The following is a 15,634-nucleotide window of genomic DNA, read 5'->3' as shown; positions in this document are numbered from 1 at the left end:
TCGTGCTCAGCTTATCGAGACCGGTCAAGCCAGCCGAGGTGGCGGCATTTAGCGGAGACTAGGGGACCGAGTCCAGGTGCAGGATAGGAGAGGGCGAGTAGGCAACGGGGTTGTGGAAATGAGGGAGAGCCGAACTGCATGGCATGGTTGACATCTCAGAATCCGGCACGCGCTCGAGAGCCCGATTACGGCTTCGCACCGACACATGAAGGCAATGATTTCGAGTCGATGGTACAAGCCTTTACGACGGGCTATGGTGTTTTTGGCGCAAAGCCGCTGAGCAATGATCGATCCTTTGGCTGGGCAGCGGATTTGCGAACAAGCGGGACGCTTACGGCAATTCATTCAACCTATCAGAGCTCCTGGGAAATTCGAACGCTCAATGAAACCCCGCAGCATCTTGCGTTTTACATTCCCTACGCGGGATCCTTTCGGTTGACCATCGATAAGAGGACGGTCGAGGGCGGACCGGGTCGCATTCTCATGGCCAACAACCATGAGGCTGGCAATCGTCTTGTCCAAGGCTACCCTCACTGCTCGGACGCTCTTTTCCTCGATTGGAAAGTGGTGAAGCGAACGCTTTTTTCGCTTCTGGAAACGCCGACCCTCGAATCGCTTGACCTCGAGCCCGTCATCGACCTCGCAACACCATCGGGCCGGCTTATTGGCAACCTGGCGCAAACGATCATGCAGGGCATGCGCAATGGCGGCCCGCTTCTATCCTCGCCGATTGCCGTGTCGACGATGAGTGAGACGCTCGCGGACCTTGTGATTCGATTTGGCCAGCATCGGCTTTCCGGACATTTCGAAAAAAAGAAGACGTCGACGGTCGCGCCTTGGCATGTGCGGCGCGCCATCGACTATATGCACGCCAATATTGCCGAGCCTTTCACCATGTCGATGGTGGCGGATGACGTCGGGATTTCAATCCGCGCCCTGCAAACGGGCTTCAAGGCTTTCAGGGGAACGTCACCGGGCGCTTACCTGCGCACGATCAGGCTGAAGGCCGTTCACGACCAGCTACGAGATCCCTTGAATCAGCAAAGTCTTCGCGACATCTGCACCAGATGGGGTTTCTTTCACGCGGGAAGATTTTCTGCGACCTATCGCAGCGTCTTTGGGGAAAGCCCGAAGGATACGCGCTTGCGGGCCACTTTTGGCTTCGCTGAGATGGCATAAGATCGCAGCGCGCAGAGGCCCCCAGATCTCATCGTCAAAGAAGGTATGATCAAGCGGATTCCCCTGACGTGAAATCGGTCGTTGCTTCGGCGGCAGGCGACGGTCTTCCGAAGTGATGCTAAGATCGGCGGTGCACAGATAAGGGAACTGAGATGCGAAAGTTCAACGTTATCGTCACAACCGAAATCGAAGCCGATACCGCCGAAGAGGCCGCTCTGCTCCTGTACCAGGAGCTGACGAAACGACCGCCACCCCTTCGCTTTTCCGTAGTGGATGAGTCAAAGTCCACCACAAGCATAATCCTGGATCGGGCGAAGGCAGAAGAATTTGCCAGCATCGATCATACCGCAGACCCCGGCAACTGGTGAATGCTCTCGATTGCGTCAAAGGGCGCTGTCGGACAAGGCTAGCCTCATACCGCATTGGCGGATCGATCGTCAGATGAATCTTCCGCGTGAATCCGATCGCGGCCGGCAAGTTTTGCCATATAGAGTGCCCGGTCGGCGCGGGCATAAAGGCTGAGGGCTGTGTCACCCGGCTGGGCGCACGCTAGGCCTGCCGAAAATGTATATTGAAAGTCTGGATGCTCCTGCAGTGGCCTGGCTTTGCGAACGGAAACGAGCATCCGTTCAACGATCAAGTGCGCCTGACCGATGGGTGTGGCTGGGAGCGTGAGCACGAACTCCTCCCCGCCTATGCGTCCGAAGCAGTCAGTGCGCCGGACCAGGCTATGAACCCGCTTTGCGAAGTCTTTGAGCACCAGGTCGCCGGTCTGATGGCCGAATTGATCGTTGATGCTCTTGAAGCGGTCGATATCGAGGACGCAGAGGCAGCCGAACGATGGCTCAGCGTCCTGTCGCTGCCGCAACATGTCTTCGACCCGGGCGGTGACGAAGCGGCGATTGGCGATACCGGTCAGTTCGTCGGTATAGGAGGCCTTTATCGCTAGATCCCGGTCCTGCCGGACGGCGCGCGACTTTGCCTTCAAAGCCGTCACATCGCTGGCGACGCACAGCATCCACCCATCCTTTTGGACCATCTCGGTCATCCAAAGCCAACGTCCGTCAACGAGATCCGTCTCAAAGGCTCTGAAGCCGACCTTGCCGCGTCGGGATTGAGTGGAGATCAGCCATTCGTCAAAGTCTGTAGCGTGGATGACGGTGCCGCGTTTAGCATTGAAATTCCGCCGCATCAGATCTGGCCAGAAAGGCGTCCCATCCGGTTCGATGAAAAAGGCCGCCCGAAACGCCTTGTTCGCGTAGCGCAACCGGTCAAATTCATCGTAGGCAGCTACAAGAACAACGGCGGTCTCGAATAGTTCAAATAGTCGGCTGATGTCGCTATCCATTGAATCGACTTTGACAATCCTCGTTGCATGTTCTCCTGAAGCCGGGCGGTTCGAGGCGTCTCAGGTCTATTAGAACTTTGTCGTCCAACGATGATCAGGTCAAGCTCGATGGCGTCGATAGTTGTCAGGACCGTCTGTTTGCACATGCAGTCGGGAATTGCGCCGGCAATGCGCTTCGCCGTGATCCAGCCATGTCAGGGGCTTGGAGAGGAAGCTGCCGGGCGAAAATCAAGTTATGGAGCGACACGCGCGGCCCCACGTGTCGAGCACATCGGAGATATAAAGCTTTACGATGGTCGGAACGTCATCGCCTGGGCGAATCTTGTCGGCAATGCGTCCAAGGAACTGATTTGCCAGCGTCTCCGGGATGGCGCGACCCCGCAGCGTGTCTTCCAATTCTCGGACTGCGTCTGCCGCCGCCGGCAGACCCCAATAGTAGCGGATGCGGTCGCTATAGCTATAGAGGAGCTGCAAAGCGATTTCGGTGTTGCTACCATGATAGTGACCCTGCCAGTCGCCTTTGTTCTCCAGCATGAGCCGCTCCATCGTGGAGGCGAGGCGTCTTGAGTACCCACGGTTCAATTCTGTCGCGACCAAATCGAGGGCAAACAGGCCTTCCCGCAGCGCGAATGTGAGGCCTGGTCCGACCTTCAGAATCGGGAAGCCGTCTCGAACCAAAGCGGCCAACGATGCTTCGGTTTGATAATCCGTCGAGTGAGCCTCGAAATTTAGCTTGTCTTCCTTGTCGAGAACCTTGGTGAGTTCCTGGGCCAGTTCGGGCTTGTAGGGCACAACGTTTTCATTGCCGAATTCGACCCCAGGCTGGACGACAAATGCGATGCAGCGATCGAACGCCTCGGAAAGGCCATTGCGCGTGAAAATCTCGCGGTGGATGTCTATCGTTGCCTGCGCGTCCGAAGCCGTCGTTGGCTCCACGATATCAAGGGCGTGGTTCGCACCGCCTGGCACGGGGACTTCGGTTCCGAGAACGTAAAGCGGTCGCGCTCCGATCTCCTTCGCAGCACGCTCGGCGACCGTGGCAAGTTTTGCTGCCCTCTCGGCGACTATGGCGTCACCGAGTACCTTGGGATCGTCGCCGCATGGCATGGAGGCATCGAGGTGTATTTTTGTAAAGCCAGCCTTCACGTAGGCCGCGACCATTTCCTCGGCCTTCGCCATAGCGACTGCAGAAGTCTCCTTGCGCCACGGGTTCGGTCCCAAATGGTCACCGCCGAGGATGAGGTCCGATGTCGGGACACCCCTGGCCCTTGCCAATTCGAGGACCTCTTTTGCGAAGGCGGCGGGAGTTTTGCCGGTGTATCCACCATATTGGTTGACTTGATTGCAGGTCGCCTCGATGAGCACCGGCCCCGGGTTTTTGCGAGCCAGAGACATGGTTGCATCGAGTACCCACGGGTGAGCCGAACATACGGAGGTTATTCCAACCGGTTGCCCTGCATGTCGAGCCGCGGCGAGGTTTCGAAGAAAAGCGCTCATTTTGTTCTCCGTGGAGTAGACGCAATGAATGTGTCGAGTTCGGTAGTGTTCGGAAGACCCGTCATCGGTCCCTGCAGGGTTACATTGCGGGCTCCAGCCGCCGCCGCCCGCTCGAGTGAGACTTCTGGCCCAAGTCCCTGACGCCGCGATGTGAGATAGGTTGCTCCGAAAGCGTCACCTGCCCCGGTAGGATCGACTTCCTCAACGACAAAGCCATGGAAATCATATCGCGCGCCTGTGGCGCCGAAGTAGGTCGCGCCATCTTTGCCACGCTTGAGAACAATCTCATCGATGCCGAGATCATGCAGGTGTGTTACTGCGGTGGCCTCGTCCTCAGTCCCGGCGGCAACGAAAAGTTCCTCTCCCGACGGAAGAAGCAGATCGGCATTTTGAAGCATGTATTCGAACTGTTGCCGAAGGTTCCCACTTCCGAGGAGCTCTTTCCTGACATTCGGATCGAATGAGACCGATCCGCCTCTTTCACGCACGGCCTCAATTGCAGTCCGGATCGCAAGGCCCGCTCCGGGTATCGCAAAAGCTGATCCCATGACGTGAACATGACCGGCTCGGGCGATGAGCGCCTTTGCCTGAGCGCTCAGCTCGATCGAGCCTGCGGCCGAATGCATGATGTTGAAAATGAAGTCTCGCGATCCGTCGTCTCGATAGCGGACGAAGGCACTGCCTGTCGGACGATCCGTCGATTTCGAAATTGCGGACGTATCGACTCCGTCGTTTTGAAGTCGTTCGACGTTCAAGGCTCCGAAATCGTCATTGCCAACGCTTGCGATAATTCCTGCCGCGCCGCCCAGGCGGGCGACTTGATCGATGAAGATCGCAGGCGCTCCGCTCGGAAACGGCCCATACAGGGTCTGCGCTTCTTTGAAACCAAAGCCTGTCGTGGTTGCCATGAGTTCCACGAGGATTTCACCGACGGTGATCGTTGGCCCTAGATTTTCAGGGGCTAGTCTTCCGGCAGGCTTAGCCATGTTCGTCCTCCATACTATTGAGTCTGGATAATCGGCGTAAGTAGCCGTGTCAAATACGAATTTGACGCGCGAAAACTTATTGAGCGCACGGATTTTGCTGCAAATTCTGGCAGCAACGGTGCTTTATAAAATTTCGCTACAATATTTCAAATCGTTACGTTGATACCGAGGAGTCCAGCCGGTTTCCGATAAAGTCTTTTTGTTGACAAGCAGGCCATAAGTGATGGATTTATTGTTTACGCACGTAAGTTTGTACGATTACGCTCGTAAACGTAGGAGCAAGGCAATGGGGAATTTTCTGAGAGCATTGCTATCGTCCGTCGCCGAATGCGTTTTGGCTGCGGGCCTTGCCCAAGCCGAAGAGTTAACAATCGCTACCGTCAACAACGGCGGCAGAGGCTGACCACGGATATCGCAACCAAGGGCGGCCAATACGACATCATGACGATCGGCGGCTATGAGGCGCCGATCTGGGGCAGGAAGGGCTTGCTTCAGTCGATCGACGACCTTGGCGACGACTACGACTATGGCGATCTGCTTGCGCCGATCAAATCCGGTCTGACCGTTGACGGTAAGCTCTACGCCATTCCGTTCTACACCGAAAGCTCGTTTACCCTCTACCGCAAGGATCTGTTCGACGCTGCGGGGCTCAAGATGCCCGATCAGCCAACCTACGATCAGATCAAGGAATTCGCGGACAAGCTCACCGACAAGTCGAAGGAGCAGTACGGTCTTTGCTTACGCGGCAAGCCGGGTTGGCGCGAGAACATGGCATTCCTCGGAACCATGATCAATACCTATGGCGGCCGTTGGTTCGATATGGACTGGAAGCCCCAGATCAACTCCGAGCCATGGAAGAAGGCAATCGCCGACTACGTCGACCTTAGGAAGAAGGACGGCCCTCCCGGCGTGACCTCGAACGGCTTCAACGAGAACCAGGCTCTGTTCTCGACTGGCCATTGCGCGATGTGGATCGACGCGACTTCGCAGCCGGCCGCGTCTACGACCCCAAGCAGAGCCAAGTGCCGGACAAGATTGCGTTCACGCGCGCTCCGGTCAACGTGACGCCGAACGGATAAAGCTGGTCGTGGTCGTGGAACCTCGCTATCCCGACGTCTTCCACGAAAGAAGAAGCCGCGAAATCCCTCATCAAATGGGCCACCTCCAAACAGTATGTGAAGATGGTGGGCGAAAAGGAGGGCTGGCTTGCGGTTCCGCCCGGCACCCGCAAGTCGACCTATGAGCTGCCTGAATATCAGAAGGCAGCTCCGTTCGCGAGTACCGTGGTTAAGGCCATCCTTTCCGCCGATCCCGCGCACCCGACCAAGGATCCGGTTCCCTACACCGGCGTCCAGTTCGTTGCGATCCCTGAATTCCAGGGCATCGGCACGCTCGTCGGTCAGCAGATCGCCTCGGCTCTCGCCGGTCAGCAAAGTGTCGATGCTGCACTCGACAATGCCCAGAAGCAGGTCGAGCGCGAGATGAAAAAGGCCAGAGGCTCTTTCGCTGCCTCAAAGCGACACCGGCGCCATGGCGCGGCTGATATCGCATCGGCTTCCCTTATCGGAGATCCTGCCCTTCTTCGAGAAAGGCGGCGGATCACGCACGATGAAGGTGCAGTTCGTGGCGGATTGACTCTCAGTTTCTCCCGATCGGGGGGAACTCTCTTTTCCATCAGAAGAGAGTCGGATAGAGACTCTGTGGCAACGTCAGGAGACATGGGTCGTGCCGAAACCGATCAAAACGATGGAGGACTTTTCAGAGTTTGTCGGTCTATCCCGTCCTACCGTATCCAAGTATTTCAACGATCCGAGCTCCGTTCGAAAGAAGACGCGGGAAACCATTGAGGTCGCGCTGAAAAAGTCCGGCTTCCGGCCGAACCTTTTCGCGGTCAATCTCAATCGCCGACGCACGAATATCGTTGGCATAATCATTCCGAGTTCGATCGACCCCTTCTACATGGCGCTGACGCGGCGGATCGAGGCGCTGGCGACGGAAGCGGGCTTCTTCCCGCTTGTCTTGTCGACGGATGGCCAGTCCGATCTCGAGGACAGGGCGATCCGCACCCTCAAATCGTTGAATGTGGCAGGCGCTATTATTGCGCCGCTGGGAGTGGAGTCTCACCGGCAAACTCTGGCCGAGTATGGGCAGAGCGTTCCCCTTGTTTATGTGGACTCGCCGTTGGACGACACATCCGCATTCGTTGGAACCGATAATGCGCAGAGCTTCCGGCTTATCGTCGACTACCTATGCCGTTCCGGAGAGCCCCCAAGCTATCTCGGCATGCCGGACGTCAATACCAACGCAAGGACACGCGAGAATGCGTATCTGGATGCAATGGCTCAGTTCGGAATGACGCCACATGTGCTGCCAGTGCCGAAGGTCCGCACATGGGACTTCGAACGGTTTGGCTTCGAGGAAACCATGCGTCTTGCAGGAAGTCCAAGCGGCCTGCCCACTAAGACCATCCTCTGCGCCAACGATCGTATCGCATTCGGCGCGATCGCGGCCGCCTACAAATTAGGGCTGAAGGTTGGCCATGGGGGTAACGCAAACCTCAGAATAGCCGGCCACGACGACCATCCCTTGTCGCGATACGCCTGCCCGCCGATAACCACGGTCGCTCAAAATGTCAGCGAGATCGGCGGCCGCGCCGTGAACATGCTTCTCGTCATGCTCGGTGAGGCCGATTCGGACAGAGAGAACTTCAGCGCTACGGGTCGCTTCCTGTTGTCCGGCGATCTGATGCTTCGGGAGTCCGCATGATCGCGGCAGAGTTTGATAGGCTTCGGTTGCAATAGCGACGCTAGAGCAATTCCAGGAAAAGTGCGTGAGCCGCTCTCCGTCCGGAATTGCGTGAAAACAAAGAGATAGAGCAGTTCAGCGATTCCGTGAAGCTCTGAACAGTACTAGCCGAAGCTTAATTCAAGGTGCTGCCTGTCGCGGGCGATGACGCGGCAATTGATTTCGAAGGCGTCCCCCCTGATGGCCAGGATGAACTCCGTGGGTATGTCGATGGAGTTCGAGACCGTAAGGCCTGCGCCTTCCTCGCCAAGTGTTTTAATGGTGCATTCGATGACCGAGCGTCGGTTATCGAAGATGATCGATCCGGCCTTCAGCACCCGTCTGCGGGGCGTCGAACCATCGACTCCCAAGGCATGCCAGGCAATGCAGCGGTTACGGCCTGTCTGCTTGGCCCTGTACATTGCCGCATCGGCCTGCGCCAGCAGCGTCTCGATGTTCTCGCCCGCGGCTGAAAGCGATGACACGCCGATGCTCGCGGTGGTATTGACCGGCCTGCTGCTCGTCATGACTGACTGCGAGGATATAGCGGCCCTCAGCCGCTGTGCGGCGGCCAACGCCGTGTCGCTATCAACGGAAGGAAGCAGGACGGCAAATTCTTCGCCGCCAAGCCGGCCGAACGGATCGCCGCGTCTGATTTCAGATTGGCAGGCGGAGGCAACGCGCTGGAGCACCTGGTCACCACAGGCGTGCCCGAAAGTGTCATTCACCGCTTTGAAATGATCGATATCGAGAACCAGACAAGAGAGATCTTGCCGATGTCGGACCGCAAGCGCGATCAGGCGGTCGGCTTCTTCCTTGAAGGCTCGTCGCGTGAGAGCGCCGGTGAGGCTATCGGTGGTGGCGTGTTGGACAAGCTCGATGCGATCCATCGCTGCCCCGGCCAGTTCTTTGAGGATCGAAAGATCCCGCTCGTCGAAGGATCTCGGCCTGCGGTCGATCGCGCAAACCGTTCCGACGATATGCCCTTGCCGCGTTACCAATGGAACACCGGCATAAAACCTGATGTGAGCCTCGCCTGTTACTGCCGAATTTTGAGCGAAGCGGGAATCCTTCGTGGCGTCTTGAACGATAATTGGCGCTTCATCGTCGAGAACGAACCGGCAAAATGTGTCCTGCCTCGGAACTTCGTCAACGCCCATGCCCGAACAGGCTTTATACCATTGGCGATGGGCGTCGATTAACGAAACGATGCCGATCTCGACGGCAAAAATCTCCTTGATTAGTCGGACGAGCCGTTCGAAACCTTCATCCCGGGGTGTCTCAAGCAGGTCGAGCTCTTCAAGTGCGGCTAGCCTGACCACTTCCTGCTGCGCAGGCTTCGCGGAAGGTCTGCCAAATGCTTGCACGGTCGCCATTACCTTTAAACCAGTGGATGCTCATCCCCCGTCGCATGGTGTTAACGAAAAACGACGCGATAACAAGGGGCGACCGCCAACTACGGCGAGCGTCGCTGAACATTCAATCTCAGCGTTCATAAGCTCGTGACTTTCTGGCACCTTCGGTTTATTTTTCACAGGAATAACAGTGCAGTCCAGGGTCAAATGATGGGAGGACGGCATGTATAATTTGATCGTCTCCGGAAGAGAACAACCGTGGGACGGAACGCCATTGGACATCGATCTGAGTCGTTGCGTCAGCATATTTGAATACACAGAACAAACGATAGCCGACAAATTTGACGTAACAACGGAAGCCTCACGGCTGCAGCTCATGCGATTGCCGACCATATTTGCGCATGAGACCTTCCGTGAGCGTTCGCCGCAATTCGGCGTTATCCGCGACATCGCCGTTCGGGAAAGGCGCGTTCACGTCGACTATGAGATCCAGCCCCTTCCAAAGTTTCTCACTTGGCACGACATGGTGGATAAACATTTTATCCTCGGCCTTGGCGATTGGGAAATGAACCGCACGCATTGGACGGTGAAGGACGTAAACTTACCCAAAGAGCTGCAGCTCTTGGGGCTCACACTCCCCTCCTGGACGAACCCTGTGGGCCGCGCGGTGAACATAAACTCTCATCGCTTTGACGTCGGCTTGTCGTTTCCTCAGGAAGCAACGAGCTTTGTCGCAAAAGTTGCCGCTCAGCTTGAAAAGCACATCGGTCCTCATTCCTATTTTTACGACCACAATTACCAGGGACAACTGGCGAGGCCAGCAGCCGACCTCCTGCTGCAGGACATTTATCAGAACCGCTCCAAGCTGATTGTCCTATTTGTCGGCTCCGATCATCAGTCCAAGACATGGTGCGGCATGGAATGGAGCACTATCCGCCAAATCGCGGCGCAACGACAGCAAGATCGCGTCATGTATATTCTGCTGGACCGTGGCGATATCGACGGCATTCCAGGGGCCGATGGGTACCTGGATGCTCGAGACTTCAGCCCCGGCGAAATTGCCGACGCAATCACCGAGAGAGTTCAGTTTCTTTAGCTGACAGATGGCTCCACTCGACCTGTCGGATCGTTGCGGGCCTGTCGATAACTCGCATCGTGTGCCCTACTGTTTTGATTTGCGGCCAAGCTCTGGATCAGTGGCGAAAGACTGTTACTCTTGATCTTTTTGGTCATCGGCATCAAGAGTTAGCCATTACTTACCATTTCTGTGATCTTCAAAGCTCCGACGGCAGACGACGGCAGACCAGAAACGCCTGCCCTTCCGAGCGAGCGGCGTTCATCCACCACAATCCCGATCAAGCGCTCAAAAACTGCGGCAGCTTTACGAATTCGGCTTTTGGCAAGGGCTTGCTGTAAAAGAACCCTTGTGCCGCGTCGCATCCGTTCGCCCTCAGGAACGCCGCCTGTTCGGCGGTCTCGACACCTTCCGCCACCACGCCTTGCCCAAGGCAGCGAGCGATCGAGAGAATAGCCTTCACAAGTTCCGCGCTGCGCTTGTCGTCACTGCTGATGAATGATCGATCGATTTTCAGGGTGTCGATAGGAAAGCGAGCTAGGTAATTCAGCGCCGAATAGCCGGTACCGAAATCATCGATGGCAATGGAGATTCCCTTCGTCCGAAGGGCGCAAAGAGTGGCCAATGTTTCGTATTGCTGATCGAGCAGAAGGCTTTCCGTGATTTCAATTTCGATCCATTCGGGGCGGCAGCCGGTTTCGTTAAGACTCTCGGTTACCATCTCCAAGAGATCAGATCGCTGGAACTGCCTGGATGAGACATTGATTGCCACTTTGTGAGACGCTGGGCTGTCGGCGTTCAATTCTGCCGCGGTTCGACAGGCTTCGCGAAATACCCATCGCCCCAAATCCGCGATCAATCCGGTATCCTCGGCAATCGGAATGAACTGAACTGGTGGAACCATGCCCATCTTTCCGTGATGCCATCGCAGAAGAGCCTCCGAGCCGACGATCATACCGTTTTCGACGAGCACCTTGGGCTGGTAATACACTTCCAGTTCGCAGCGCTCGATGGCCCGGCGCAATTCCGATTCCAGCATCAGGCGGTGCTGTGCGTCCGCCGTCAGTTGCCTCGAATAGAATTGGAAGCCTCCCCGCCCAAGACGCTTTGCCAAATACATTGCGGAATCGGCATATTTGACGAGATCGTTTGCATCGGTGCTGTGGTCGGGATAAAGCGCGATGCCGATGCTGCATGAGACGAAGACTTCCCTGCCGTCCAGCACGAAGGGTTCGTCGAAGGTCTTGAGCATCCTGGTGGCGATGTCGGCCAATTCATTCGTTTTCCGGATGTCCGGCAGAAGGATGGCGAATTCGTCGCCGCTGAGACGTGCCACCGTATCGGCGCTGCGCACGCTTGCCTGGAAGCGTCTGGCCGCCTGACAGAGCAGTTCGTCGCCGACGGGATGTCCCATCGTGTCGTTGACAGCTTTGAAATGGTCAATGTCCATCATCATGACGCCGACCACTTGGTGGTGGGCCTCGACACCTGCCATGGCTTGCCGCAGCCGCTCATAGAAGAGTTCCCGGTTGGGCAGGTCCGTCAGCGAATCGTAGAAGGCCATTCGGTGAATTTTTTCGCGGGAGGCATTCAACTCGGTAATGTCGCGGGCCACGCCAAGAACACCCGTCGTCTTCCCCCCGGCGCCAATGATTGGAACCTTCCGTGTTTCCAGAAGAATGCGTTGTCCGCTGTCGTGGTGTGTCACCCATTTCTCATTGATGACGACGCCACCGGCACGGATCGCCGCCAGCTCCCTTTCGCGGAGAAGGCGTGCAACGTCGGCATCAAATAGATCAAAATCCGTTTTGCCGACAATTTCGGACGCCGGCCTGCCGATCAGACGCTCAAAGGCATGATTGCAAAGAAGATAGGCGCCCTCCATATCCTTCATCCATACCATGTCGGGTATGGTCTGGAGCACCGTGAGGAGGCGTGTTCGCGCCTCGTCAAGAATATGCTCTCCGAGTTTCCGTTCGGTCACATCCCGCGACAGAACCAGAAACGTTGGAGCGGATGTTTCACTGCCCGCTTTCTTTGCAACATGATGTTCGAACCATCGGGGTTCTCCGTCCTGTTGGACTATGCGAATGATGTGGCAATCGCTGACGCCCTTCTCGTCTGCCTCGCGGACAGCGCGCAGCGCGGCGGCCGCGTCCTCGGGCGGGAGGACGTCGTTTACCGTTTTGCCCAGCAGTTGTTGTTTGGTCGCAGCCAGCAATTCCGGATGCTTCGTCCAGACCTGCAGATACCGCCCGTTTCGATCCATCTCAAAGAGAATGTCGGGGATCGTGGCGATGATCGTTTCCGCAAATTCATGCGCTTCCGCAAGCGCCCGCAGTTGGCCAAAGTCGGCCATGCCGGAAATCACGCTGGGCGAAGCGACTGGATCGCTGATCTCAAGCAAGCCGTTCGTTTGCCAGTCGAGCTTGTGCGAGAGAAAAGGGCTGACCATACGGATTCTCCTGGCGGCAGCGGGGACAGGAGGCGTCATACATCCTATCGGACTTTCATCTGGAAGAATCGCACAATTCATTTGAGCGGCAATTGCAGCCCGCAGCTTCGTCGATCAAAGAAAGACAAAGAGTGAGCACATTGCAGTTGACACCAGGCAGCCTTAACAAAACGCAACATTTAGCCCAGCGGGATACAACTTGCTGCGCGATTTGGATCGTATTTCGCGAAGTGGATAGTCTTGCGCAGGAAATTGCGAGCATCGTCCATGACTGCAGTTACTGACGTCACGCTCCGAACAGTAGACGGCTCCATCAAAGGCCCAATCGCGCCCTTGATTATTTCCCCTGAAACAGCGAAGGAAGTACATCACTATGTAGTTTCTCGGACGGCGCCATGTTCAAGGTTTTTGCCATAGCGGCAATTGCAACAGCAATCATCCTGTCAGCAACACCCTCGTTCTCACAAAGCATTGAGATCGGTCCTGGTGGTGTGCATGTTAATCCCGGCATTGAGCCGCCGCCTCGCGACATGGGTATTACTGAGCGCCAAGCGGTTCACATAGCACGGCGCGAAGGCGTGCAGGACGTGGATAGCGTCACCCGAAGAGAAAATGTCTTCATCATCCGCGGCGTGGACCGTGACGATGACGACATAAAAGTCGTGATTGATCGGCAAACGGGCCGAGTTCTTTCGGTTGAATAGGATCGGCGCTAGCCGACCCTAACGGCTCGTACCGCAAACAAAGCTGATCTCCACAGCGGGATGGAATTGCTCGGGAACTCCACGCCCCTCGATCGGACGTTCTGCCGACACCTAACTTGCCGGGCTGGCATCCTCGACATAGACGCCGTAGTTCTTCTTCCTAGCTCGATGCCGGCGTGCCATATTCAATCCGGCAAAATGCGAGGGATGTTCGAGGAAGTGATCCATGGCATCGAACCTCATTCATCGTATCACCGACATCATCGATCCGGGCGATGCACTCGGCGAGGTGCTTTTCGGGCTGATCATGGCGCTGACCTTTACGGTGGGTTCCAGGCTGCTTTTTGCGGAAGAGGGATTGAATGTCCGCGAGTTGATCGTGGCGACGATAGGCTGCAATGTCGCCTGGGGCATCATTGATGCCATATTGTTCATCCTGGGGACTGTCTTCTACAAGAGCAGGCGTTTGCGCCTGTTTCGCCAAATCAAGGCGGCGCGGAGCGAATCCCAGGCGCTTGCAGTCCTGGCGAGCGAGTTTCCGATCGAAGATGTGTCGCTCTCTCCAAAGGCTGCGGATGCAGACGCGCTCTATCGATCGTTCCTGGCGCTCGCCAAGCGCGCAGATCCCGTGAAGCTGTCTCTGTCCAAAGGTGACCTGCTTGCAGCAATCGCGGTCTTCCTTTTGGTGTCGGCGACCTCCTTTCCGGCGGTCGTCCCATTCCTTCTCATCGACAATGCCAACCTTGCCTTGAGAGCCAGCAACCTGTTTCTGATCATCTTGCTCTTCATGACGGGTTTGCATGGGCAAGCTTTTCAGATGCCAAGCCGTTTCGTGCGGGGATCACGATGACGTGTCTCGGCTTGGTATTGGTCGGAATAGCCGTCGCCCTCGGTGGCTGAGGTCAAACCCTGGCCCGGCCGACGAGATACGTGTTGCTTCGCTCCTGCTTTACTCCGGCAAGGCTGTCTGCCGGAAGAAGGTCACGAGCGCCTCATCCGACGGCCCGAACTAGGAGGTGAAGAAAGCTCGTGATCTCAAACGCAAAAGCCACGCATTCGAAATCGCAAAGGGTCGTCGGTGGCCAATTCAACAATCGCGGGTCGGACCAGAGCAGATTTTGGCCTCGACTCTGCCTCCGGCCTAAAATTCCCGTTCGAAGCGGAAGATACCGGCCACTTGATCCTTATCGGCCGCATCCCAATTCGTGTACGAGAGTTCGGGCTGGATGAGCAGATGCTCGACTGGATGCCATTGTACGTTCGCCGTTCCGGCGAAGATTTTGGACTCCGTGTAGGCAATTTGGGCATTGAACGAAAGCTTGGCGGAAATCGGTGCAGTAAAGCCCGTCCACAGCGCCCAATCCCCCCAGCCGCAATCTGCGCGGTCAACCGGGCAGGCGCTGCTGGCAAGATTGGTGCCGGCATATTTGTTGAGCTTGTCGCCATCGGTATTCCAGCCGCCCATCAGGAACGCCTTAACGTCTCCAAAGGCGGCATCGAAACGCGCCTTGATCGCACCTTCCTCGACAATGGAGTCATAGCCGCCGACGACCTTAAAGCCCCAGTTCTGACCCTTATAGCCGGCGCCAGCAACAACATCCGGCGCATAGTGGTCAGCCTTTGACGTCACCCAATCGTGTGTCGCAGCGGGATCGGCATCACCAAAATATGTGGCGTTGTCCGAAGAGTTGGAATCCTCCAGCGACACCATAGCGGTGAAGCCGTTGCCGGCATCGTAGTTATAGGTGAGCTGGTTGAGCTCATACGGACCATCATAGACAACGTCGTCGTTCGCAACGTTGCCGGCATAATCGGTGAAGGAAATGAACTGGGAATCGAGCTTGCCGACCGTGATCCCGCCCAAACTGATGTTGGCAAATAGGAGCTTCTCCTGGGTCGTGCCTTCGCGAGATTCCCAACGCAGAATGGTGTTAGTCTTCAGCGGGCCGTATTCCGTATCCGTTGCCGTATCAATGCCCAGTTCGACGCGATCACGCCAACGCGTTCCGAAATGGGAATCAGGATCATAAGCATCATACCATTCGCCCTGCGTCCTCACCTTGCCGCTGAGTTTGAGACAAGTCTCGGTGCCCGGGATATAGAAATAGCGAGGACCAAAGGCGTCGCAGATCCGGACATACTGAAGCGGCTCCGGCTCGGCAGCTACGATCGCATCCGCAGCATACGCGCTGGGCGCCGCGACAACGAACAAAGAACCGCAGACAACAGTACGACTGATCTTCATTACAGG

The 15,634-nt window shown here is 56.5% G+C and carries 11 protein-coding genes and 2 pseudogenes; 7 read left to right on the top strand and 6 right to left on the bottom strand.

Annotated features, from left to right (window positions below; genetic code table 11):
• Nucleotides 1-138: 138 nt before the first annotated feature.
• Nucleotides 139-1,179 (top strand): AraC family transcriptional regulator, encoded by a 1,041-nt coding sequence (locus tag GGD50_RS19760; protein ID WP_183938725.1) that lies wholly within the window; start codon nt 139-141, stop codon nt 1,177-1,179.
• A gap of 152 nt (nt 1,180-1,331) precedes the next feature.
• Complete coding sequence (locus GGD50_RS19755; RefSeq protein ID WP_183938724.1) at nt 1,332-1,547, top strand: hypothetical protein; 216 nt, start codon at nt 1,332-1,334, stop codon at nt 1,545-1,547.
• Between the two features lie 44 nt (nt 1,548-1,591).
• Here the strand turns inward: GGD50_RS19755 and GGD50_RS19750 are convergent, their stop codons facing one another.
• The 3 genes from GGD50_RS19750 to GGD50_RS19740 form a co-directional block, all read right to left on the bottom strand.
• Complete coding sequence (locus GGD50_RS19750) at nt 1,592-2,527, bottom strand: sensor domain-containing diguanylate cyclase (protein WP_183938723.1); 936 nt, start codon at nt 2,525-2,527, stop codon at nt 1,592-1,594.
• A 228-nt stretch (nt 2,528-2,755) separates the two neighbouring features.
• A complete protein-coding gene (locus GGD50_RS19745) occupies nt 2,756-4,024 on the bottom strand; it encodes a class II D-tagatose-bisphosphate aldolase, non-catalytic subunit (RefSeq protein ID WP_183938722.1) in 1,269 nt (422 codons plus the stop codon).
• Nucleotides 4,021-5,010 carry a tagatose kinase gene (locus tag GGD50_RS19740; RefSeq protein ID WP_183938721.1) on the bottom strand — a complete coding sequence of 330 codons (990 nt, stop codon included), beginning with the start codon at nt 5,008-5,010 and terminating at the stop codon, nt 4,021-4,023. The genes GGD50_RS19745 and GGD50_RS19740 overlap by 4 nt, the downstream gene beginning before the upstream one ends.
• 286 nt (nt 5,011-5,296) lie before the next feature.
• Between GGD50_RS19740 and GGD50_RS19735 the strand changes: the two are divergent.
• Together GGD50_RS19735 and GGD50_RS19730 are read left to right on the top strand one after the other, a co-directional pair.
• Nucleotides 5,297-6,503: pseudogene (locus GGD50_RS19735) on the top strand (ABC transporter substrate-binding protein); the annotation flags it as partial.
• Between the two features lie 253 nt (nt 6,504-6,756).
• On the top strand, nt 6,757-7,776 hold the full coding sequence (locus GGD50_RS19730) for a LacI family DNA-binding transcriptional regulator (RefSeq protein WP_183938980.1): 1,020 nt from the start codon (nt 6,757-6,759) through the stop codon (nt 7,774-7,776).
• A gap of 143 nt (nt 7,777-7,919) precedes the next feature.
• Here the strand turns inward: GGD50_RS19730 and GGD50_RS19725 are convergent, their stop codons facing one another.
• A complete protein-coding gene (locus GGD50_RS19725; protein ID WP_183938720.1) occupies nt 7,920-9,170 on the bottom strand; it encodes a sensor domain-containing diguanylate cyclase in 1,251 nt (416 codons plus the stop codon).
• Between the two features lie 202 nt (nt 9,171-9,372).
• Here GGD50_RS19725 and GGD50_RS19720 point away from each other — a divergent pair, with 202 nt between their 5' ends.
• The gene (locus tag GGD50_RS19720) at nt 9,373-10,245 is read left to right on the top strand and encodes a TIR domain-containing protein (RefSeq protein ID WP_183938719.1); all 873 of its coding nucleotides are present in this window, start codon (nt 9,373-9,375) and stop codon (nt 10,243-10,245) included.
• Between the two features lie 259 nt (nt 10,246-10,504).
• Here GGD50_RS19720 and GGD50_RS19715 read toward each other — a convergent pair whose 3' ends face one another.
• Nucleotides 10,505-12,583 (bottom strand): putative bifunctional diguanylate cyclase/phosphodiesterase, encoded by a 2,079-nt coding sequence (locus GGD50_RS19715; protein ID WP_246451366.1) that lies wholly within the window; start codon nt 12,581-12,583, stop codon nt 10,505-10,507.
• A gap of 491 nt (nt 12,584-13,074) precedes the next feature.
• Between GGD50_RS19715 and GGD50_RS19710 the strand changes: the two genes are divergently transcribed.
• Both GGD50_RS19710 and GGD50_RS19705 read left to right on the top strand, forming a co-directional pair.
• The gene (locus GGD50_RS19710; protein WP_183938717.1) at nt 13,075-13,383 is read left to right on the top strand and encodes a PepSY domain-containing protein; all 309 of its coding nucleotides are present in this window, start codon (nt 13,075-13,077) and stop codon (nt 13,381-13,383) included.
• A 226-nt stretch (nt 13,384-13,609) separates the two neighbouring features.
• A pseudogene (locus GGD50_RS19705) lies at nt 13,610-14,283 on the top strand (VIT1/CCC1 transporter family protein).
• A gap of 241 nt (nt 14,284-14,524) precedes the next feature.
• On the opposite strand, the gene GGD50_RS19700 reads toward GGD50_RS19705, so the two are convergent.
• Nucleotides 14,525-15,628, bottom strand: a complete 1,104-nt coding sequence (locus GGD50_RS19700; protein ID WP_183938978.1) for a porin — start codon at nt 15,626-15,628, stop codon at nt 14,525-14,527.
• Nucleotides 15,629-15,634 lie beyond the last annotated feature (6 nt).

Origin of the sequence: Martinezella paranaensis, from assembly GCF_014200235.1 — a bacterium.
Classification (GTDB): domain Bacteria; phylum Pseudomonadota; class Alphaproteobacteria; order Rhizobiales; family Rhizobiaceae; genus Rhizobium; species Rhizobium paranaense.
The sequence above is the reverse complement of the archived record's forward strand: the minus strand, read 5'-3'. Positions and strand labels throughout refer to the sequence as shown.

Bases quoted from the DNA above. Each gene is read 5' to 3' on its own strand.
- GGD50_RS19760 (WP_183938725.1), top strand. From the start codon at position 139: ATGGCATGGTTGACATCTCAGAATCCGGCACGCGCTCGAGAGCCCGAT.
- GGD50_RS19755 (WP_183938724.1), top strand. From the start codon at position 1,332: ATGCGAAAGTTCAACGTTATCGTCACAACCGAAATCGAAGCCGATACC.
- GGD50_RS19750 (WP_183938723.1), bottom strand. From the start codon at position 2,527: ATGGATAGCGACATCAGCCGACTATTTGAACTATTCGAGACCGCCGTT.
- GGD50_RS19745 (WP_183938722.1), bottom strand. From the start codon at position 4,024: ATGAGCGCTTTTCTTCGAAACCTCGCCGCGGCTCGACATGCAGGGCAA.
- GGD50_RS19740 (WP_183938721.1), bottom strand. From the start codon at position 5,010: ATGGCTAAGCCTGCCGGAAGACTAGCCCCTGAAAATCTAGGGCCAACG.
- GGD50_RS19730 (WP_183938980.1), top strand. From the start codon at position 6,757: ATGGAGGACTTTTCAGAGTTTGTCGGTCTATCCCGTCCTACCGTATCC.
- GGD50_RS19725 (WP_183938720.1), bottom strand. From the start codon at position 9,170: ATGGCGACCGTGCAAGCATTTGGCAGACCTTCCGCGAAGCCTGCGCAG.
- GGD50_RS19720 (WP_183938719.1), top strand. From the start codon at position 9,373: ATGTATAATTTGATCGTCTCCGGAAGAGAACAACCGTGGGACGGAACG.
- GGD50_RS19715 (WP_246451366.1), bottom strand. From the start codon at position 12,583: ATGGCCGACTTTGGCCAACTGCGGGCGCTTGCGGAAGCGCATGAATTT.
- GGD50_RS19710 (WP_183938717.1), top strand. From the start codon at position 13,075: ATGTTCAAGGTTTTTGCCATAGCGGCAATTGCAACAGCAATCATCCTG.
- GGD50_RS19700 (WP_183938978.1), bottom strand. From the start codon at position 15,628: ATGAAGATCAGTCGTACTGTTGTCTGCGGTTCTTTGTTCGTTGTCGCG.